Here is a 20,345-nt window from a genome sequence, read left to right on the forward strand (position 1 = left end):
AAAAACCATGAGTATTGAACAAACTGAAGAACTTATCCTGAACATGGGCCCCCAGCACCCGAGTATGCACGGCTTATTCCGGATGGTGGTTCATTTAGAGGGAGAAACGATCACAAACATTGATCCGAAAATTGGATATTTACATCGTGGAATTGAAAAACTAGCAGAAAGCCGAACCTACTCTCAATTTATTCCCTATACGGATCGGTTAGATTATTTAGCCTCTCCGCATAATAACTGGGGATATGTTCAAACTGTTGAGAAGCTGATGGGCGTTGAAGTTCCTGAAAGAGCAGAGTATCTCCGAATAATCTTTGGCGAACTTGCTCGGATTGCCAGTCATCAGGTCATGATTGCCAGTACTGCCTTGGATATGGCAGGATGGTCTGCTTGGTCTTACGCTTTCCGAGACCGTGAACGTATCCTCGACATGTATGAGATGACAGCGGGAAGCCGATTGACGGTGAACATTATGCGTATCGGCGGAATGAGTTCTGAGCCTCCGGCTGAATTCTGGCCTGCTTTACAATCATTTCTCGACGATACTCCTGAAATGTTAGAGGAATACTACGGGATCTTTTTTGGAAATGAAATAGCCCAAGGCCGTTTGAAAAACGTCGGAATCTTGTCGAAGGAGCTGGCGGAAAATCTCTCGATCACAGGTCCGGTTTTACGGGCGTCCGGGGTTCAATATGATTTGCGCCGAGCAGAACCGTACAGTATCTATGATCGCTTTGACTTTGACATCCCTGTTCGAACGGGTTGCGACAGCTATGATCGAACCTTAATACGGCTCGATGAGATCAAGGAAAGTATCAAGATCATTAAGCAAGCTGTACGTGATATCCCGCAAGGGCCGATCATGGCGAAGGTGCCTAAAGTTATTAAGCCTCCGGTTGGCGAAGTTTATCACCGCGTGGAGAACCCAAAAGGAGAATTGGGATTCTACATCGTCAGTGATGGATCGACGAAACCGTCACGAGTTCGTATTCGTCCAGGTACATTTGTTAACCTACAAATGCTTCCCATTGTAGCTAAAGGGTGGAAGATCCAAGACGTTGTCGCCATCTTTGCAACCTTGGATGCAGTACTGGGTGAAGTGGACAAGTAGAAAATCCAATGAGGGGAGAATAAGATGCAGACTTTAAATAATCTGTTTTTGATTATTGCGGCTTTCATCCGTAGTCTTTTTGCGGATCCCCACTCAGTTTGGGCTGATTTAACCATGGATGTCATCGATTTTATCATCGTGGTTGTAATTGTTGTCCTAGCCGCTCTAATTCTAATTTTACTTGAACGTAAAATTGCAGGCTGGACTTCACAAAGGACAGGGCCCAATCGTCTCGGTCCGCGCGGATGGTTTCAGACAATTGCAGATGCTTTGAAATTAATGGGAAAAGAAGATGTTACTCCCGCTGGTGCTGACAAGTTCCTTTTTAAAGTTGCACCGATGATTGTTTTCTCGTTGCCAATGATGACCTTGGCGGTGATCCCTTATGGAAATGGCTTGGCGCCCATTGATCTCGATTTGGGTATATTCTATTTCCTGGCGGTTTCTGCCATTTCAACCCTCGCTTTTTTAATGGCTGGGTGGGGGTCCAATAATAAGTACTCGTTATTAGGTGGCATGCGCGCAGTCGCTCAAATGATCAGTTACGAAATTCCGTTATTATTCTCACTCTTAGGAGTGATCATGATCACTCAGTCCTTTAATCTAGGTGTCATAGTTGAAGCTCAACATACGGTGCCGTTTATTGTTCTTCAACCATTGGCCTTTGTTATTTACATTATTGCTGGAATTGCTGAGGTCAATCGTGCTCCTTTTGACTTAGTAGAGGCAGACCAAGAGGTCGTTGCCGGACCGTTTACGGAGTATACCGGGCTTCGCTGGGGCTTGTTCTTCCTGGGTGAATATGGGAACATGACGGCTGTGTCAGCTCTAGCTGCAACGGTATTTTTGGGTGGTTGGCAAGGCCCAGGTTTCTTGCCAGGTTATGTTTGGTTTTGGACGAAAGTTGGGATTATCATCTTCTTCATGATGTGGGTGCGTTGGACATTCCCGAGAATTCGGGTTGATCACCTGATGCATTTAGCGTGGAAGGTATTATTGCCGCTTTCGATTTTGAACATTTTCTTAACGGGTCTGGGAATTTATATTTACCGGCTCGTGATGGGAGGGTGACGCAGTGTTTGGTAAAGGTCTGTTTCAAGGGTTAGGCATCACGTTCAAACGCATGGTCGGTCCCAATATCACAGAGTTTTATCCTGAGCAAAAACCCGAGCTTCCTCTTAAGGTCCGAAGTTCTATGGCATTGCAACGGGAAAAATGTATTTCCTGTAATATGTGTGCCATGGCTTGTCCGAACGGGGTTATAAAATTAACCAGCGAAAAGGATGAAAACAACAAAAAGGTCCTGAAAACCTATCAGATGGACCTTGGTCGCTGTCTGTTCTGCGGCATGTGCACAGAGGCCTGCCCAACTAAAGCTTTGACCGTTACACAAGATTACGAAAATGCGGTATTTGAACCTAATGACATGAAATGGGATATGATCGCACGGGCTGAGCGGAAAGGAAAGGAGGGGTAAGCGTGGGCACTATCGTTTTCTTTATCTTCGCAATTATGGCGATTGCCGCAGCTTGGGGAGTAGTCACTTCTAAGAACATCGTGCATAGTGCATTTTATTTGGCACTTTCCTTTTCCGGAGTCGCCGTGCTCTACATTCTCATGAATGCAGATTTCCTTGCTGCCGTTCAGTTGTTAGTCTACACGGGTGCAGTCTCGATCATGGTCGTTTTTGCCGTGATGCTGACCTTGCGTGGCGAGGTCTGTGATAGTAATCCGGATAATCGTAAGTGGGGACGGGGCGCGATTGTTTCAGTCTTAGTGTTCGTGGTTATCGCCTTGGTCGTCCTGACCAATGCGGACTGGCGTATTTTACCCACAGCTTGGACAAGTGGCGGCTCTGCTGAGGATATGTCGTTACTGTTACTTACTCAATTTATGATTCCCTTTGAAGCAGCAGCAGTCTTGCTGACAGTAGCTCTAGCCGGAGCTGTGATCTTAGCGAAGGGAGTGAAGGAAAGCAGATGAATTTAAGTGTAGGGCTTTCTACTTATCTGCTGGTGGGAGCGATGCTTTTTTGCCTGGGTCTCTATGGTGTGTTTTCAAAGAGAAACATCATCGCCATACTGATGTCTATAGAGTTAATGCTGAATGCGGTTAACATTAACTTTGTAGCCTTTAATCGGTTTATCTGGAATCAAAAAGTAGATATCCACTATATTCTTACGGGACACGTAGCGGCACTTTTTGTCATTGTCGTGGCAGCTGCTGAAATCGCTGTCGGACTAGCACTCGTGATTACAATTTATCGCAACCGTCGTTCCACAAATGTGGATGAATTTAATTGGTTGAAGTGGTAAGAGAGACTATGGAGAAGGTAGGTGTTCAAGGAAATGCATGATCTCTTTCGATGGGCATGGTTAATTCCTGCTTTGCCCTTCCTATCGTTTCTACTCATCGCCTTTGTCACGAAACGATCCAAAGGACTGTCTTCCACGGTGTCGATCCTGGCGATTCTAACCGCGTTGGGCTTGGCAATCGCTATAGGCTTAGGCATTATTCAGTCCGGAGCTGAACTAGTGGAACATCCAGCGATCGTTAGCGCGAATTGGCTAAATATTGGGGGATTAAAGATCGATTTTGGAACGGTTGTAGATCCCTTAAGTGGTATGATGTTGTTTGTGGTTACTTTGGTTGCCTCTATGGTGCAAATTTATTCCTTAGGCTATATGCATGGTGATAAAGGTTGGTCACGCTACTATGCCTATCAGTCGTTATTTGCATCCTCTATGCTGGGAATGGTTTTGGCGACTAACTTGCTGCAGCTCTTCATTTTTTGGGAACTCGTTGGCCTTTGTTCTTATTTGCTGATTGGATTTTGGTATTTCAAAGTATCAGCACGCGAGGCCGCCAAAAAAGCGTTCATCACGACACGCGTCGGAGATTTCGGCTTATTACTCGGAATATTATTCTTGTATAACAAATTTGGTACGCTTGATTTTACAGCCCTTTCCGCAGCCTTAAGCACTAATCTGCAAAACATTGCAGTCGTTGGCACTGCGGGGTATATTACCGTCATGGCATTCTTGATCTTTATGGGACCGATGGGCAAATCCGGTCAGTTCCCTTTCCATGTTTGGTTACCCGATGCCATGGAAGGTCCGACACCTGTCAGCGCCCTAATCCACGCAGCAACCATGGTAGTTGCTGGGGTTTATCTTGTTGCTAAAATGTATTTTCTCTTTGCAGCCTCCCCTGCAGCGCTCCAGTTTGTCGCAGGTATTGGTGCCTTTACAGCGATCTTTGCGGCCTCGATTGCCATTGCCCAAGATGACATTAAGCGGATTCTGGCCTATTCAACTTTAAGCCAGTTAGGTTATATGATCTTTGCTCTTGGAGTAGGCGCTTATTCGGGATCGATGTTCCACCTTATGACCCATGCTTTCTTTAAAGCCTTGATGTTCTTAGGTGCAGGTTCCGTGATCCATGCAATGCATGAAAAGCAGAACATCTGGGACATGGGTGGCCTGTGGAAGAAGATGCCGATAACAGGTACAACGTTCTTTATCGGCGTTTTAGCGATTTCAGGCGTTCCGCCTTTTGCAGGATTTTGGTCTAAAGACGAAATCTTGGCTGGTGCCCTGCAAAATGGTCATCCGATTATTTATGCCATCGGATTATTTACGGCCTTCCTAACCGCGTTTTATATGAGTCGGCTGTTCTTTGTCGCTTTTTGCGGACCGGAAAAACCCGAAAATCATCCGCATGAATCTCCCTGGAGCATGACAATACCCCTAATTATTCTTGCTTTCTTTAGTGTTTTAGGAGGCCTGGTATCCTTACCAGAGCAAAACTTTGCCTTCTTTATTCACTTTGGGGAATTTGAGAGAGAAGGTATGAATTGGGGTTTGGCTGGAATTTCGGTCATCGCCGGGTTATTAGGGATAGGTTTAGCCTATTATATCTACATTAAAAAAGCGATTGCAGCCGAGAGTATTGTCGCCCGTTTTCCGGTCGTCTACAGAATCCTTAATAACAAATACTATATTGATGAGCTTTATCTTTGGGTGATTCATCATATCATGGATGGATTAGCTAAAGTGCTCTATTGGTTCGACATTTATATCGTGGACGGGATCATCAATGGAATTGCTTTATTGACACGTGGGAGTGCAAAAGCACTGCGCAGAACGAGTACAGGGCAGCTTCAAACCTATGCCATGGTCTTCTTTATCGCAGTTGTGGTCATTTTCATGGTCTTCGCCTTTGGGGAAGGTCAGCTTTCGTCCCTTAACCCCTTAGCGATGCTGGGAGGTGTGAAATAATGTCAGCACTGCCAACAGGGGGCTCCTATTTACTCCCTTTAATCTTACTAGCGCCGTTATTGGCGATGTTCATTATTGTCTTCTTACCCAAAGAAGAAACAAAAACGATAAAAATTGTAGCGGCTCTGGGGACATTTGTCGCCATGGCGTTTTCGCTCTATGTTTTCTTTGCCTATGATCGCACGACAGGCGGAATGCAGTTCACGCTGACGATTCCTTGGGTTCCTGATCTCGGAGTTAATCTGGCCTTTGGAGTCGATGGAATAAGTTTGCCGATGCTTCTGCTCACGAACCTCATTGGCTTCTCGTCAATTTACGCTTCCTGGAATATGGAAAAGCGCGCCAAAGAATTCTTTATTTTGCTGCTTATCCTTATTACTGGGGTTATGGGAACGTTTATCGCCCGTGATCTGTTCATATTCTTCCTCTTCTATGAAATTGTCGTCATTCCGATCTACATCATGGTGATTATCTGGGGAAGTACCAAGCGAGTCACCAAGGAATACGCCGGGATGAAGCTGACCATTTACCTTCTGATCGGATCGGCGTTTCTTCTCGTCGGAATGGTGGCTCTTTATTTGGCGGCAGGTAAACAGGGTAACCCTACCTTTATGTTTGATCAGTTAGCCGCAAGACAGAATTTGTATAGTGCACCTTTCCAAAAGATTGCCTTTGGTTTAATGCTCTTTGGCTTTGGTTCACTAATATCGATGTTTCCGTTTCACTCATGGTCACCAGACGGTTACGCAGGAGCTCCGACTGCTGTTAGTATGATTCACGCCGGAGTCTTAAAGAAAATCGGAGGATACGGGTTAATCCGTCTCGGCGTTTTCGTTCTGCCCATCGGTGCTAAGTACTGGGCCCCCGTGATAGCAGCTTTGGCCATAGCCAACGTTCTCTATGCTGCCTTTATCGCCTTGGCACAAAAAGATCTCAAGTATGTCATTGGATATTCTTCAGTAAGCCATATGGGCTATGTACTCATTGCGATTGCTGCCTTGAACCCGACGGCTATCGATGGTGCAGTGGCTATGATGTTCGCCCATGGGGTCATGTCCGCCTTATTCTTCTCGATGATTGGGTTTATCTACGAAAAAACTCATACCCGAAACATCCCGGATTTAGGAGGCTTAGCCCATCAAATGCCGCGTTTGGCCATTGGCTTTATTATTGCAGGTATGGCTTCTCTGGGCCTGCCAAGTACGGTCAACTTTATCTCCGAATTTACCATTTTCATGGGTACCATCAAAGTTCTCCCGGTACAAGCGATTCTTGGTATCGCGGGGATTATCTTTACAGCGGTTTACACCCTGAGGGTGATTGCCAATGTTATGTTCGGACCGCGTCGCTCAGAATGGGATCATCTGAAGGACATTCGGGGTCCGGAATTAGTTCCCTTGGTCGTCCTGGGTTTGGTTATTTTTGCCGCCGGGATCTTCCCGAACATTTTATTTGGCCTAGTAAACTCTGGTGTTACCTCCTCAGGCCTTGCGAAGGTTCTTGAGACGGTGAGTCAGGCGAAGATGGGGGGGCTGTTCTAATGGTAGAGTTTAATATCGCTGCAGTACTCACACCCGAAGTTGCGCTTGCCGCATTGGCCTTGATTCTCTTGGCCATTGGACTACTGATTCCGCCAAGCGCGCGCAAAGGCATGATGCCTCTCACCGCATTCTCCTTGATCGGTGTCCTCGGCTATACGCTCTATGATTTTTTCTATCATCCAAAAACCTCGTTTTTGAACGGCCTGTACTGGCACGATCAATTTGCTGTCTATTTTAAAATTCTCTTCTTGTCGGCCGCTCTTCTGGTTGTACTCTCTTCAGGCGGGTATGTGCAGAAATTGCCGAAATACCGCGGTGAATTTTACTCCTTAATTTTGACAGCGACACTTGGTATGATGCTGATGGCTGGTGCCGGCGAATTGATCGCGATGTATGTCGGTTTAGAATTGATGACCATCTCCTTTTACATCCTCGTTGCCTACTTGTCCGAAGACGCGCGATCCTCAGAAGCAGGGATCAAGTATCTTGTACTGGGGGCAACATCGTCTGCCATTTTACTCTATGGGATCAGCCTTATCTACGGGCTGACAGGATCGACACAGCTTTCGGAGGTTGCCAGTGGCCTGGGCGCTACACTTACACCAACCTCGTTCCTGGCAACCGTATTTATTTTAGCTGGGTTAGGCTTTAAGATCTCTCTCGTACCATTTCATCTCTGGGCACCAGATATCTATGAAGGGGCACCAACCCCGGTCACCGCATTTTTGGCGATCGCCTCTAAAGCGGCTGCCTTCGCTGCTCTGATCAGAGTCTATCTCTTAACGATGAACAGTCAAGCCTTTTCACCAACAGGGCAAACCCTGTTAGTTGTCCTGGCTTGCCTTACAATGATTTTAGGTAATTTAGTGGCCATTCCGCAAACGAATATCAAACGACTGCTTGCCTATTCGAGTATTGCTCAAGCAGGCTATCTCATGGTGGGCATCATTGCCGAGTCTCTCGCGGGCGTTAAAGGGGTTCTCTTTTATGCCATGATTTATGTCTTTGCTAACATGGGAGCCTTTGCGGTAGCAACTCATGTGTCGGAGAAACAAGGGAGTGACGAGATTAAGGACTTCGCCGGATTGATTCGACGCTCCCCCTTGGCAGCGGTAGTAATGACTGCATCGTTATTGTCCTTAGCAGGGATTCCTCCTCTCGCGGGTTTTGTAGGGAAATTTTATCTCTTCTCCGCAGTGATGGGTCAAGGCTATACAGCCATTGCTTACATCGGTTTTGTCATGAGTATGGTGTCTGTGTATTATTATCTCTCAGTCGTCAAAGTGATGTTTCTCGGCGAGGGAGAGGGACTGCCCGACATTCCGGTTCAGGGAGCCCTCAAGTTCACGATGCTATTTTCTCTCATCATCACCGTGGCGATTGGGATATACCCGACTCCTCTTGCTCAAATGGCCATTGCGGCTGCACAAAGCCTAGTTCAATAAAGGATCATTATTAGAGTGACTAACTATAATTAGATAATTGTACGGTTATGAGAGGCTCTCAGATTTACTGAGAGCCTCCTTTTATTTGCTGCGCAAATCAGGAAGTAGATTTCGACTTCCTTTATCAAGGATCTTCTGAAAAAGTAAGCGTAGATATTAAAAGGATATCTTAGTTAAGTTGAAGAATTTAAAGGTAGAACCTTAGAGAAGGGGTGAGCAAACATCGGTGATAATAAAAATCAGCTGGGGAAATCCGGGGAAGAACTAGCATCACGCTCAGTGATAGAAGCGGGATTAAAAATCCTAGCCCAAAATTACCGCTGTCCAAAGGGTGAAATGGATATCATTGCTCAAGATCATGAAACCTTAGTGTTTATGGAAGTCAGAACCCGTCGATCTTCTTTTAGGGGGTGGGGGGAAGAGAGCATAACATATCATAAGGCACAACGCCTCAAAGCGATTGCGGCCTATTACGTGATGCAACGCGGGTATACCGCCTGGCCAAATTTGAGATTTGATGTGATGGCCATTCGCTGGTTGGAGAAGCATCCGGAGATATTGTGGATTAAAGCGGCGTTATAATATTCTTCATTTATTTATCACAAAATAACCATGATTACGTGGTAGACTAGAAGCGAATATCCAAGAAATGTCTTGGATAAAGGCTATCAAAGGAGAGTAACGAAGTGGATCCAATTTTAATTGTTGATGATGAAGAAAGAATCCGAAGTCTGGTCAGATTATATCTTGAACGGGAAGGGTATGCTGTCGAAGAAGCTGAGGATGGCAGCGTTGCTTTAGCTAAGTTCAAAGCGGGACAATTTTCTTTATTAATTGTAGATCTAATGATGCCTGAGATCGATGGATGGCGGGTATGCCGAGAAATTCGTGAAAGTTCAGCGATTCCAATTATTATGTTGACGGCACGAGGAGAAGAGTTCGACCGTGTCTTAGGTTTAGAATTAGGTGCGGATGATTATTTAGTTAAACCATTTAGTACGAAAGAATTAGTTGCTCGAGTTAAGGCCTTACTGCGTCGTTCAAGTGGACAACTTCATCCAGTAACCTCAGAATTAACGGCAGGTTTACTCAGCATTGATAAAGAACGTCATAGGGTCACCATTGGCGATGACGTGATTAACTTGACACCGTTAGAGTTTGATTTGCTTTATTTTTTAGCTAAAAACCGAGGGAGGGTTTTCTCGCGTGAACAACTGATGGAAACCGTTTGGGGATATGATTTTTACGGAGATGCTCGAACTGTTGACACTCATGTGAAGAAACTGCGCGAAAAATTAGCACACCCGAGCATTAAGAAAATGTTGATTACGGTATGGGGTGTGGGTTACAAATTTGATCCGGATATGGTGACCTGATGGATAAAAGAAAACGGCGTTCGTGGACGATTTCTATAAAACTATGGTTGGCAATGACGCTTCTGATCCTTGGAGTATTGGGAGGCTTAGGCCTCACAATAACATGGCTTTTCGGAGATTTTTATTTGCATCAGAAGCTTGATTCATTGCGAACCGAAGCATCTGAAATTTCGGCGCAATTGGCCATGGTCCCCAGTTGGAGCGAGCGGCTTAGCTTGTTGGAAAACTTTAAGTTAACCTCTGGGACGCAGTTAGTTTTACTAGACCCCCAAGGGAATATCTTAGTTATCGCAGGCTCAACTTCGACAAAAGCTCAAGGTATTGGCATTAGTGGGCCGCTCGGAGGAATCAGTGGCGGAGTGCTCGGAGGGTGGTCGCGAACGCTTCGCCCTTCAGACTTTTTTACGGATGATAACCTCTCACAGGTACTTGCGGGCAATACCATTTCGATTAAAGCTTTGCCTGTAAATGGGAGCGGTCAGACAATGCTCCTCGCGGCAACTCCTGTTGGATCAAAACCTGTTCAAGCCGTTGTTCTATTAGGAAGTTCTCCTATACCAATTCAAGAAAGCATCGCAACGTTTCGGCGCTTAATTTTTTATGCCTCCTTAGTCGCCGTGTTTTTAGCTACTGTAGTTAGCCTTATTTTTGCTCGACAGGTCACAAGACCTCTTGCATTGATGCAGAGGAGTGCCACGAGAATGGCCAAAGGAGATTTTCTCCCTATTCAAGGAGTAACTAGTCGAGATGAAATTGGTGATTTAGCTGATGTCCTCAATTCTATGGGTGAAAGCTTGAAAAACCATATGGAATGGCTTTCCCAGGAAAAGAATTTACTTCAGGGAATTGTTGAAAGTATTAGTGACGCAGTGGTCATGCTTGGTGCCGATGGTTGTATACTCTACGCTAATGATACCGCTAAAGCATTATGGCAAGAACATGACGTTGAACTTTTGGAGCGTAAGAACCAGATCGAAAGTTTCCTGCGGAACATGAGTCAAAGCTTGGACCTCAGTGAAAATTACACAACATTTACACTGGGTATTCAGGTATTACAGGTAGTGATGGCCCCAATGGCTGAGACAGAGGGATTTCGAGGGCATGTTGCCGTGCTTAGGGATATAACGGCGTCTTTACGGGCAGAAAAGTCACGCCGTGAATTTTTAGCCAGTGTCACTCATGAATTAAGAACACCTTTGCATCTCATACAAGGGTACCTGGAAGCAATTCAGGACGATGTTGTCCCTCAGGATCAACGTGGAGAATATATTGAACTGGTTTTGGATGAGGCCAAACGTTTGGCTCGACTGGTAACAGATCTACAAGACATTAATTGGCTGGAACGGGGTCAGAGCCTACAACCTGTCAAATTAGACTTGGAGAGCTTTTTAAGCGAGGTTTCCCAACGTTTCCAGGGGAGAGCGCATGATTTAGGTTTAACGTTAGAGGTCGCTAAGGGATATGGGGAAATCATTGCAGATCCAGACCGTCTATTACAGGTTTTCATTAATCTTCTAGATAATGCGATGCGCCATACCCCGCGCGGCAAATCGGTTCGAGTCTTATTGGAGACAGAAGAAAATCAGGTTCGATTTGCTATTCGGGATGAAGGAGAGGGGATTCCGCGTGAAGCCTTACCCTATATCTTCGACCGCTTCTTTAGAGTCAATAAAGCACGCTCACGTAAAGATGGGGGGATGGGGCTCGGTTTGGCGATTGTTCGTCAAATCGTGGAGGCTCATGGAGGATGCATTAAAGTGGAAAGTGATATGGGGAAAGGGACAACCTTCTGGATTGTGTTGCCGAAAGAACCTAATAATGTAGCTGTAGAAAAATAACAATATTTAGATTATCAAGGAAGGAATATAGTAAATTTGGGCGAACATTTTCTCTATACCTCATTGCTTAACAACTAAAACTTTGAGGTAACGAGAATTCTTTGAGCCAGATCGAAAGATTCCTCAATTTATTGAGGACGCTTCAGATACTGTTAAATGCTTTACCGAGTTTTCTTTCTTAGGAGGACGATTGATGTTCGCTTCAGTTTATGGTATGACTGTTCTCGGATTACGGGCTCACTTAATTAGAGTAGAAGTTGATGTTTCTAATGGCCTGCCGAGTTTTGACATCGTTGGGCTTGCCAATATAGCTGTAAAAGAGGCCAGAGATCGAGTTCGCTCAGCGATACGAAACTCTGGCTATCAGTTTCCTTTGCAGAGGGTAACTGTTAATTTGGCTCCCGCAGATTTGCGCAAACAGGGATCAGGGCTTGATCTGCCGATTGCTCTGGGAATTCTTGCAGCGACGGAACAATGCCTTTGCTCCGGCCTTGATCATTATGTCTTCTCGGGCGAACTATCATTAGAAGGATCTCTGCGGCCTGTACCCGGTATTCTAACGATGGCCATGACTCTCCATCGGAATAATCAACAACTCGAATCCGAAGAAGAGAAGAAAGTCAAGAAGTTATGTCTGATAGTTCCCCAGGAAAATCTCTCTGAAGCCCGTCTTGTAGGCGGGTTAGAAACACATAGCACCTCAACGTTAAGGCGAGTCGTTCAAGCATTAGAGGAGAACTATAACTTCGAAGATGAAATACTATCTCAAATTGCTCATGTCGAAGAATTATCTAATGAACGACAAGTCGACTGGACAGATATTCAGGGACAGCAGCATGTAAAACGGGCTTTAGAGATTGCCGCCGCAGGGGGACATAACGTCATCTTAGTAGGACCACCGGGATCAGGTAAGACACTGCTCGCCAAAGCTTACTCAGGAATACTCCCTCAACTAAGCGAGACCGAGAGCATTGAAGTTACTCAGCTTTACAGTAGCTGCGGGTTGCTCGCCTGCAATGGCAGATTGATTCAACATCGTCCTTTTCGCAGCCCACACCATACCATCACCAAGGTGGGGATGATCGGAGGTGGGCGTGACTTGCGTCCGGGAGAATTAAGTTTAGCAAATTATGGTGTCTTATTTTTGGATGAACTTCCTGAGTTTTCACGTGAAGTCTTGGAATGTCTCCGGCAACCCTTGGAAGACCGGGAATTGACGATAACTCGCCAATCGGGCAGCATTACCTACCCCGCTCATGTCAGCGTTATTTCTAGTATGAATCCGTGTCCCTGTGGTTTCCTCAGCGATCAGGGAAGAATGTGTCGTTGTACACCTATGCAAATTCAAAATTATCGCGGAAGGATTTCCGGCCCCTTGCTAGATCGCTTTGACATGCATATCGAGGTGCCAAGGTTGAATTACTCGGAGTTAAAGAATATTAGTAAGGAAAGTGAGTCGTCCAGTACCGTAAGAGAACGAGTGATGGCAGCCCGTCAAAGACAATGGGATCGGCTAGGGCCTGCAAAAACCAATGCTGAGATGACGGCTAAAGAAACTAAAGAATTCGGCAGGTTAACTCCAAATGGAGAAGCTCTCTTACAAAGGATCTTTGACAGCCAACACCTAAGCGCCCGTGCGCATGATCGAATCTTAAGAGTTGCTCGAACGGTGGCGGATCTCGGAGGGTTCCCAGATATCCTTCCTGAGCATTTAGCGGAGGCGATACAGTTTCGAGTTTTGGATAAACGTTTAGATATGTAACGTGCGTCAAGCACCTGCCGCAACTGGCGCCGCCGAAGAAGCAGAGCGGATTGAGGGGCGATCATTGAATTTTTATCGAAATGGAAAATACAGGGGGCGTTGCAAAACGAACTAAAATAGTTCGTAAGCAACGCCCCTTTTTCCTACTAGAAACAAAACTGCAGGTCCCAAAGAACCCGCAGTTGTCGTATAATTTGAGTTATGCTAACAACCAAATTACACTCTAAAAATTATACTGAATTAAGTGGACACTATCAATTAGTTCTACCATTTAATTTTGATGTGTTAATACCGGAGGATGACTCAGTTCGACTGCTAAGCCACATTTTGGAGGGATTGAATTACGAAGCGTTGTATCAGGCCTACTCTTCCACTGGAAGAAAACCTGTAGTCGAACCCAAAATCCTGTTCAAAGTAGTAGCCTATGCCTATATGAACAACATTTACTCAAGCCGCAAGATTGAAGTTGCTTGTAAAAGAGACATTAACTTCATGTGGTTGTTGGAAGGATGCAAGGCACCAGACCACAGCACCCTTGCTCGATTTCGGAAGAACTATTTAAAGGAATCCATAGAAGACCTCTTTTTCCAAATGGTGACGTATTTACACAAGCTTGGGGAAGTAGAGTTTAAGAACCTTTTTGTCGATGGAACAAAAATTGAAGCCAATGCTAACCGTTATACGTTTGTCTGGAAGAAAGTCGTTACTAAGAATGAGACCAAAATGTTCTTGAAAATTCAATCCTGTCTTGAGGAGATCAATTTGACCTATCTAAAGGACTTCAAGGCAACCAAAGAAACGTTACTTAAGGACCTTAAGGCGGCCCTCTCCTACCTAGAAGAAAAACGTCAGCAAGAGCAGATTGAATTTGTCCATGGTATTGGAAAACGGAAATCAAAGCTACAAAAGTTTACAGAAGACCTGAAGGAATTCTATACCCGTCAAGAAAAGTACAACAGACATCACCAATTCTTCGAAGGAAGAAATAGCTACTCCAAAACCGATCCTGATGCGACCTTCATGCATATGAAAGATGACCATATGCGCAACGCTCAGTTAAAGCCGGCTTACAATGTTCAGATTGGCGTGGAAAGTGAATATGTAACAGGGGTTGGGATTTTCCAGGATCGTAACGACATAGCCACACTCATCCCTTTCTTAAACACGCTGGAATCTAAACTACAGGCCCATTATGAAAATGTTACTGCAGACTCTGGTTATGAGAGTGAGGAGAATTATCTTTATCTCGAAGGGAAAAAGCAGACCTGCTACATAAAGCCGCAAACCTATGAACAATGGAAAAAGAAACGCTTCAAAAAGGATATCAGCAAGCGAGAAAACATGGTTTACAATGCAGAAATGGATGAATACACCTGTCATAACGGAAAACAACTCAAACTAGTGGGAATTACCCATCGAACATCGGCAACGGGCTACCGATCTGAAATCACGATCTATGAATGTGAAGACTGCCGTGATTGTCCTTGTAAAAGTCAATGTACAAAAGCTAAAGGCAATCGAAGAATGCAAGTATCTAAAACGTTTGTGGCCAAACGCCAGGTATCGTACGGAAACATTACCACCGAAAAAGGGAGACTACTCAGAGTAAATCGATCCATACAGGTCGAAGGAGCCTTTGGGGTACTCAAAAATGACTATAACTTTAATCGCTTTTTGACACGAGGTAAAAACAGTGTAAAAACTGAATTTATGCTGCTGTGTTTTGGGTATAACGTGAATAAACTTCACGCTAAAATACAGAATGAACGAATTGGTAAACCCCTTCATCCATTAAAAACGGCTTAAAAAGGGGTCGAAAAAACAGTCTCATCTAGAAGGCTTATTTTGCTATACACAAATTTAAGTAGAAAATAGAGATTGAGCATTGCAATCAAACCACTTAATATTTTCCACAGTAAAAAGAAATGGGGAGCATCGCTTGCTACTTCAAAATAGTAGTTTTGCGACACTCCCTTCTATGATAGCTCCATCCTGAAATGCCAAATTTGACAAAAAAGACGCTGAACACCAATTAGAGTTACATGTAGCAAGAAGCCCTCCGGTTCACTTGAAACGGAGGGTTAAATTGTGCGAGCCGATAAATTTAGTCTAAGGAATGTTGAATAGCTTCTTCCTGGGTCTGTGTTATTGTACCGGAGGATACCAGGCTGTCTAGTACGGTTTCCAAACTACTGTTATCTGCTCCTGACTGCATAGCTGTTGAGAGAGTACTTTGTATATCATCTTCTTGTGCTTGAGTAATAGTACCTGCAGTTACTAGGCTATCAAGAAGGGTTATTAAGCCGCTGTTACCTGATTCCGGATGTATGGCTGCAGAGAGAGCCTCTTCAATGGCATCTTCTTGATCTTGTGAAAGAGTGCCTGAAGTTACTAAACTATCTAAGGGACTAGCAAAACCATCATTTTTTCCATTTGGGGGGTCACTGGGCTTGAGAGCATTTTGCACAGCCTCTACTTGGGGTTGAGTAATCGTACCGTCAGAGACCAAACTGTCAAGGGCGGAAGTGAAGTTGTCAGTGCCATGACTGCCAATCTCAGCTTTCTGACCCGGAGTTGCCAAATTGTCTAAGGGACTCGTAGATCCGTCGCTATTTCCATTTTGTGGACCACCGGGTCGGAGAGCATTTTGAATAGCATCTTCTTGGGCCTGAGTGATCGTACTTGCGGAAACCAAACTGTCGAGGATAGAAGTGAAGCTGAAATTACTAGGGCCACTTAGGGTGGGTTTGGCATTGTCAAGGGCGCTTTGAATAGCACCCTCCTGATCTTGAGAGAGAGTGCCTGAAGTTACTAAACTATCAAGGACACTTGTAAATCTACCAGAATCCTTTCTTCCGATAGTTTGGTGGACTTGAGAATGGGTTGAATTTTCCTTGATTGGAGTCATTGCAAAAGCAGATGATGCAGTTAGAAGAGTTATAAGTGATACTGCGCCGAACAACATAATAGGTTTTGTTTTCTTCATATTAAAAACCTCCATTTAAAATTCATAGAATTTTTCTCAGATAAAACAATCAATGATGATTTTAACAATGGATAATCAGAATGAAGGAGCCCGTTTATGTATTCGCTGAGTTGTGAAGCTCCTGAGCAAATCAAATTATCTATTCACATAAATTTTAAAACTCCTTTCATAAAATTCTCCTGAACACAATCTAATTCTAGGGGAGCGAACTTAAATAGAACTGAGCGCCAGCTTAAAATTCACTAAATGTTAACTGAAAATATGCTGAAAATGACGATCTGGTCAGCAAGATGCTTCAGCAGAATCTCAAAAACAGACATAGATCATTAGGACTCTGTACCAATCTTTTTGCCTATCGCAATAAGCAGACTAAAGTTATAATATATATAACTACGATAAGCTTTGAACATGCACTTTCAAAGTAAGCCTGTCTTCTGGGGAGGCTCGGTGCGCATAAGCACTCTTTTTATAGCCATCGAGAAGGGTTAGCTTTATATCCTGTTTTGAGCGTTAAGTGAGCTCGTAGAAACGGTTTTGTTAGCAGGAGGTTGTTATGAAGTTCTCAGATGTGCGGATTGTACGATCTTCTTGTCGTATGTGCCATGGGGTGTGTCGGGTTCTCGTGCACATGGAGGGTGACAAAGTCGTTCGAATCACAGGAGATCCTAAAAGCCCAACAAGCAAAGGATATGTTTGTCCAAAAGGCATGGCATCTCCGGAACTGCTGTATCACCAGGAACGTGTTTGGGAGATATTAAAGATGAATATGAAATTTTAAGTACAGTTTCATTTAGAAAATAACTGTACTTTTTTTATTACAGAGGCAAACAGTTAAATTCAATGTTTCCAGATGCACAAAGTAAAACATATGCAAGTACATACAAAGGGGTATCCATAAAATGGTCGTCTGGAGCAATCTCCCTATGTTCCTAGATAAAAAAGTACTTAATGACAGACCTTAATTTATGCAGAGTTTAGGGAATGATAAGCTGAATCCCGGGAACAAATACACTTTGACCCGTTTTCTTTAGATTAGCCTTATCCGTAATAACAAAGGTTTTTCGATTATAATCAATCCGTCAGTTTAATACAGAAGAAATGAGGGTCATTAATAAATTTTAGAATCCTTAGATTTCTTTTTGGAACTTATATTTAGGAGAGAGAAAGTTATGAAACATAAAGGTCTTTCAGCAGGGCATCTTACTATGATGGCCTTAGGAAGTGTTATCGGAGGTTCGTTTTTTTTAGGACATCAGTTGCTATCAATGCCGCAGGACCTTCTATTGTAGTTTCCTTTATTTTAGCGGGAGTGTTAGTTTATTTCATCCTCTTCGCTTTGTCCGAAATGACGGTAGCAAATCCCTACGGGGGTTCATTCAGCACTTTTGCGGCTGAAGAATTGGGAGAGGGAGCCGGATTTGTGGTAGGGTGGTAATATTGGACAGGCACAATTTTCTCAATGTCAAGTGAAGCGACTGCAATACCGATCCTAGTGAGGAATGGTTTCCCAATATATCCATTGCAGGATTAGGCATTGTTATCATTGTATTAGTTACAATACTTAATCTTCTGGGCGCCAATCGTCTAAGCAAGTTGGAGAGCGTCCTTTCTTCTGTCAAAATATTTGCGATCGTTTTCTTTATAATTTTGGCCATGTTACTTATTTTTGGCGTCTTTCCGGGCCCCCCCTATTGGAGCAGGAGAATTACTTGGCGAGCCTTTGATGCCTGGAGGGATAAAAGGAATCGCGGGAAGTATGCTGATTGTCATCTTTGCTTATGCCGGCTTTGAGATTATTGGCTTAGCCGCATCAGACGTAGAAAGGTCCAGAGAAACAATCCCTAAGGCCATTGCTTATACGGTCTTATCACTTGTTGGGCTATATATTCTTTATGCAACGGTTCTTTTGCCGCTAATTCCTACGGCTGATCTAAGTGAAAATATAAGCCCTATGGTTATCTCTCTTAATCGACAGGGAATTCGATGGGCGAGTACAGCTATTAATCTGGTATTAATCTCTGCAAGTCTTTCAGCGATGTTAGCAGCAGTTTTCGGCCTAGGCCGAATGATTAGAGCGCTAACAGATGAAGGATATGCGCCAAAATGGCTAAAAGATAAAAAAGATGTTCCTCATCGAGGAATAGTATTCTCTGGTCTTGCTATGCTCTTAGGGTTAGGCTTTGGTCATTTGTTTCCCAGAGTCTACCTGGTTTTGATCACTTCGGGTGGTTTTGCCCTACTTTTTACTTATGCTGTTATCATGGCCAGCCACATCCGCTTCCGCAAAAAGAAGGGATGTCCTCCAGAGGGAAAATGCCAAATGCCGGGCTATCCATATACCACTTGGATTACTTTAATAAGCATGATTGTTGTCTTTGGCAGTATGCCTTTCATTCCCGGACAAACTGCAGGGCTCGTAACTGGGATCATCATGGTTGTGCTTTATTCCCTTATTTATGTGGGATTGAGGCTTCGTTTGAATTCAACAAGAAACGTTCCGTTGGCTAGAGGCTTAGTCCTGAAGAGAACTCAATCAAGATTCTCGACGGAATTCTCTGAGGAACTAATGAAGGAAATTAGTAAGAGGGATAGAAATAGTTAACATTTAGTTTAACTACAAATCAAGATTGTATATCCAAGTGCTGATAAGGTACTTGGATATATTTTTGTTTCTACATTATTGGATTGTTTCTACTGACATTCTTATTTACAGGAAAATGAAGAAAAATGTAGAATCTAGAAAAAAGGGTTCTAAGTTAATGTTTTGGAGTTCATTTTCACCTCACCTTACCGAGGTGAAGGAATACTGGAAGGTGATATTTATTGGTTGACGTACCAATAAACCAGATGGGTACTCAGAGTATTAATACGCAAAGATTAATTCTCCGCAGGTTTGAAATTACAGATACCCAAAGTACATTTCACAACTGGATAAGTGATCCGGAAGTTCAAAATAACTATGGTGAAGAAACTTGTAATACGATCAGTGATACACGTCAGAAACTCGAAAAATGGATATGCTTGTACAATAATAAGGAGTTTTATAGATGGGCGATAATCCTCAAAGAAACAAATGAGAACATCGGTCAAATTGCCTTTTATCTTGTGGACAGTAAAAATCATAGGGCCGATGTAGAATATTGCATCGGACAATCGTACCAAAGAAATGGCTACGCTCCTGAGGCACTAAAAGCTGTTATTGAGTATGGGTTTAAAAATCTTTGTTTAAATAGAGTTCAGGCCTTTCACAGAAGTAAAAATGGTTCATCAGGAAAAGTATTAAGAAAAGCCGGAATGAAATGTGAGGGGACTTTAAAGCAATATTTAATTCACAATGATGAATTTGATGACTGCATTATGTACGCGATTATACGAGATGAATGGAACAAAATTTAAAGTAATCAAATGTGGAATAACTATTATCTTGATGGAGTTGGGACGGAGTTTGGAAATCTTACACATGTTTAATTTGACGGTAATTCATGGATCTGGGTTATTATTGGAGCTTTCTTAATAGGATTCTCAAAAACAGCAGTAAGTGGATTTACATTGCTCGTCATTCCTATCCTAGCCAATGTATTTGGAGGAAAGGAATCAACAGGCATTATTTTGCCAATGCTCATTGTTATGGGTCCACAGCTTGGTCTTTTTTTATCATAAATTTAACTAAAGTTCCCCTTCAAATTTTTATATGGCAAAATATTTCCGCAAAAAGCATTAGTGTTGCCTGTGTGATGATACCAGCTATAGTCTTAGGCGCTTTGCTGGGAGTAGTAATTATAAAGAGGCTCAACGAAAGGTTTTTCCGCTATGTTGTAATAGCTATTACTGCCGTTGCTGCAGTAAGGCTTTTTATCTGAGCCAAATTCCCAGAATATCCATTGGCTTGAATGGTATTTTAAAAGAGCTCCCATCTTTCTGACGAGAGCTGAAATAGGAGGTAAATCAAACTGCCGAAATAATTCTATTCCCTAGGTCCTCCGCAAATACCTTCAAAAATTAGCCA

17 protein-coding genes and 1 pseudogene are annotated in these 20,345 nt (G+C 43.6%); 17 read left to right on the forward strand and 1 reads right to left on the reverse strand.

Translation table 11 applies throughout. The features are described from left to right. Window positions 1-7: 7 nt before the first annotated feature. From VZF35_RS19620 to VZF35_RS19680, 13 genes are all read left to right on the forward strand, one after another. On the forward strand, window positions 8-1,111 hold the full coding sequence (locus tag VZF35_RS19620; RefSeq protein ID WP_407307655.1) for an NADH-quinone oxidoreductase subunit D: 1,104 nt from the start codon (window positions 8-10) through the stop codon (window positions 1,109-1,111). Window positions 1,112-1,135: 24 nt separating this feature from the next. Further along, window positions 1,136-2,182, forward strand: coding sequence for an NADH-quinone oxidoreductase subunit NuoH (nuoH, locus tag VZF35_RS19625; protein ID WP_407307658.1), 1,047 nt, complete (start codon window positions 1,136-1,138; stop codon window positions 2,180-2,182). 4 nt (window positions 2,183-2,186) lie between these two features. Next, window positions 2,187-2,588, forward strand: coding sequence for a NuoI/complex I 23 kDa subunit family protein (locus tag VZF35_RS19630; RefSeq protein WP_407307660.1), 402 nt, complete (start codon window positions 2,187-2,189; stop codon window positions 2,586-2,588). Between the two features lie 2 nt (window positions 2,589-2,590). Further along, window positions 2,591-3,094 (forward strand): NADH-quinone oxidoreductase subunit J, encoded by a 504-nt coding sequence (locus VZF35_RS19635; protein ID WP_407307662.1) that lies wholly within the window; start codon window positions 2,591-2,593, stop codon window positions 3,092-3,094. Then, window positions 3,091-3,426 carry an NADH-quinone oxidoreductase subunit NuoK gene (gene nuoK, locus VZF35_RS19640; RefSeq protein WP_407307664.1) on the forward strand — a complete coding sequence of 112 codons (336 nt, stop codon included), beginning with the start codon at window positions 3,091-3,093 and terminating at the stop codon, window positions 3,424-3,426. The genes VZF35_RS19635 and nuoK overlap by 4 nt, the downstream gene beginning before the upstream one ends. A 21-nt stretch (window positions 3,427-3,447) precedes the next feature. Beyond that, a complete protein-coding gene (gene nuoL, locus VZF35_RS19645) occupies window positions 3,448-5,391 on the forward strand; it encodes an NADH-quinone oxidoreductase subunit L (RefSeq protein ID WP_407307666.1) in 1,944 nt (647 codons plus the stop codon). Then, a complete protein-coding gene (locus VZF35_RS19650; protein ID WP_407307668.1) occupies window positions 5,391-6,932 on the forward strand; it encodes a NuoM family protein in 1,542 nt (513 codons plus the stop codon). The genes nuoL and VZF35_RS19650 overlap by 1 nt, the downstream gene beginning before the upstream one ends. Beyond that, the gene (locus tag VZF35_RS19655) at window positions 6,932-8,377 is read left to right on the forward strand and encodes an NADH-quinone oxidoreductase subunit N (RefSeq protein ID WP_407307670.1); all 1,446 of its coding nucleotides are present in this window, start codon (window positions 6,932-6,934) and stop codon (window positions 8,375-8,377) included. Before VZF35_RS19650 ends, VZF35_RS19655 begins: the two co-directional genes overlap by 1 nt. A gap of 222 nt (window positions 8,378-8,599) precedes the next feature. Further along, complete coding sequence (locus tag VZF35_RS19660) at window positions 8,600-8,959, forward strand: YraN family protein (protein ID WP_407314742.1); 360 nt, start codon at window positions 8,600-8,602, stop codon at window positions 8,957-8,959. 104 nt (window positions 8,960-9,063) lie between these two features. Then, window positions 9,064-9,753, forward strand: a complete 690-nt coding sequence (locus tag VZF35_RS19665) for a response regulator transcription factor (RefSeq protein WP_407307672.1) — start codon at window positions 9,064-9,066, stop codon at window positions 9,751-9,753. After that, window positions 9,753-11,591, forward strand: a complete 1,839-nt coding sequence (locus tag VZF35_RS19670) for an ATP-binding protein (RefSeq protein ID WP_407307674.1) — start codon at window positions 9,753-9,755, stop codon at window positions 11,589-11,591. The genes VZF35_RS19665 and VZF35_RS19670 overlap by 1 nt, the downstream gene beginning before the upstream one ends. 193 nt (window positions 11,592-11,784) lie before the next feature. Beyond that, window positions 11,785-13,353, forward strand: coding sequence for a YifB family Mg chelatase-like AAA ATPase (locus tag VZF35_RS19675; RefSeq protein ID WP_407307676.1), 1,569 nt, complete (start codon window positions 11,785-11,787; stop codon window positions 13,351-13,353). Between the two features lie 201 nt (window positions 13,354-13,554). Continuing rightward, window positions 13,555-15,159, forward strand: coding sequence for an IS1182 family transposase (locus VZF35_RS19680; protein ID WP_407307550.1), 1,605 nt, complete (start codon window positions 13,555-13,557; stop codon window positions 15,157-15,159). 298 nt (window positions 15,160-15,457) lie between these two features. Here VZF35_RS19680 and VZF35_RS19685 read toward each other — a convergent pair whose 3' ends face one another. Further along, window positions 15,458-16,339 (reverse strand): hypothetical protein, encoded by an 882-nt coding sequence (locus tag VZF35_RS19685; RefSeq protein ID WP_407307678.1) that lies wholly within the window; start codon window positions 16,337-16,339, stop codon window positions 15,458-15,460. A 553-nt stretch (window positions 16,340-16,892) separates the two neighbouring features. On the opposite strand from VZF35_RS19685, the gene VZF35_RS19690 reads away from it, so the two are divergent. The 4 genes and pseudogenes from VZF35_RS19690 (at window position 16,893) to VZF35_RS19705 (ending at window position 20,199) form a co-directional block, all read left to right on the forward strand. Next, complete coding sequence (locus VZF35_RS19690; RefSeq protein WP_407307681.1) at window positions 16,893-17,117, forward strand: hypothetical protein; 225 nt, start codon at window positions 16,893-16,895, stop codon at window positions 17,115-17,117. A 391-nt stretch (window positions 17,118-17,508) separates the two neighbouring features. After that, window positions 17,509-18,941, forward strand: a pseudogene (locus VZF35_RS19695) (amino acid permease). A gap of 221 nt (window positions 18,942-19,162) precedes the next feature. Beyond that, window positions 19,163-19,735, forward strand: a complete 573-nt coding sequence (locus VZF35_RS19700) for a GNAT family N-acetyltransferase (protein WP_407307684.1) — start codon at window positions 19,163-19,165, stop codon at window positions 19,733-19,735. Window positions 19,736-19,821: 86 nt separating this feature from the next. After that, window positions 19,822-20,199, forward strand: coding sequence for a TSUP family transporter (locus VZF35_RS19705; RefSeq protein ID WP_407307686.1), 378 nt, complete (start codon window positions 19,822-19,824; stop codon window positions 20,197-20,199). The last annotated feature ends 146 nt before the right edge of the window (window positions 20,200-20,345 follow it).

The sequence above is a fragment of the Desulfosporosinus paludis genome (assembly GCF_045689965.1).
GTDB classification, from domain to species: Bacteria; Bacillota; Desulfitobacteriia; order Desulfitobacteriales; family Desulfitobacteriaceae; genus Desulfosporosinus; species Desulfosporosinus paludis.

Bases quoted from the DNA above. Each gene is read 5' to 3' on its own strand.
- VZF35_RS19620 (WP_407307655.1), top strand. From the start codon at position 8: ATGAGTATTGAACAAACTGAAGAACTTATCCTGAACATGGGCCCCCAG.
- nuoH (WP_407307658.1), top strand. From the start codon at position 1,136: ATGCAGACTTTAAATAATCTGTTTTTGATTATTGCGGCTTTCATCCGT.
- nuoK (WP_407307664.1), top strand. From the start codon at position 3,091: ATGAATTTAAGTGTAGGGCTTTCTACTTATCTGCTGGTGGGAGCGATG.
- VZF35_RS19650 (WP_407307668.1), top strand. From the start codon at position 5,391: ATGTCAGCACTGCCAACAGGGGGCTCCTATTTACTCCCTTTAATCTTA.
- VZF35_RS19655 (WP_407307670.1), top strand. From the start codon at position 6,932: ATGGTAGAGTTTAATATCGCTGCAGTACTCACACCCGAAGTTGCGCTT.
- VZF35_RS19670 (WP_407307674.1), top strand. From the start codon at position 9,753: ATGGATAAAAGAAAACGGCGTTCGTGGACGATTTCTATAAAACTATGG.
- VZF35_RS19675 (WP_407307676.1), top strand. From the start codon at position 11,785: ATGTTCGCTTCAGTTTATGGTATGACTGTTCTCGGATTACGGGCTCAC.
- VZF35_RS19680 (WP_407307550.1), top strand. From the start codon at position 13,555: ATGCTAACAACCAAATTACACTCTAAAAATTATACTGAATTAAGTGGA.
- VZF35_RS19685 (WP_407307678.1), bottom strand. From the start codon at position 16,339: ATGAAGAAAACAAAACCTATTATGTTGTTCGGCGCAGTATCACTTATA.
- VZF35_RS19690 (WP_407307681.1), top strand. From the start codon at position 16,893: ATGAAGTTCTCAGATGTGCGGATTGTACGATCTTCTTGTCGTATGTGC.
- VZF35_RS19705 (WP_407307686.1), top strand. From the start codon at position 19,822: ATGGATCTGGGTTATTATTGGAGCTTTCTTAATAGGATTCTCAAAAAC.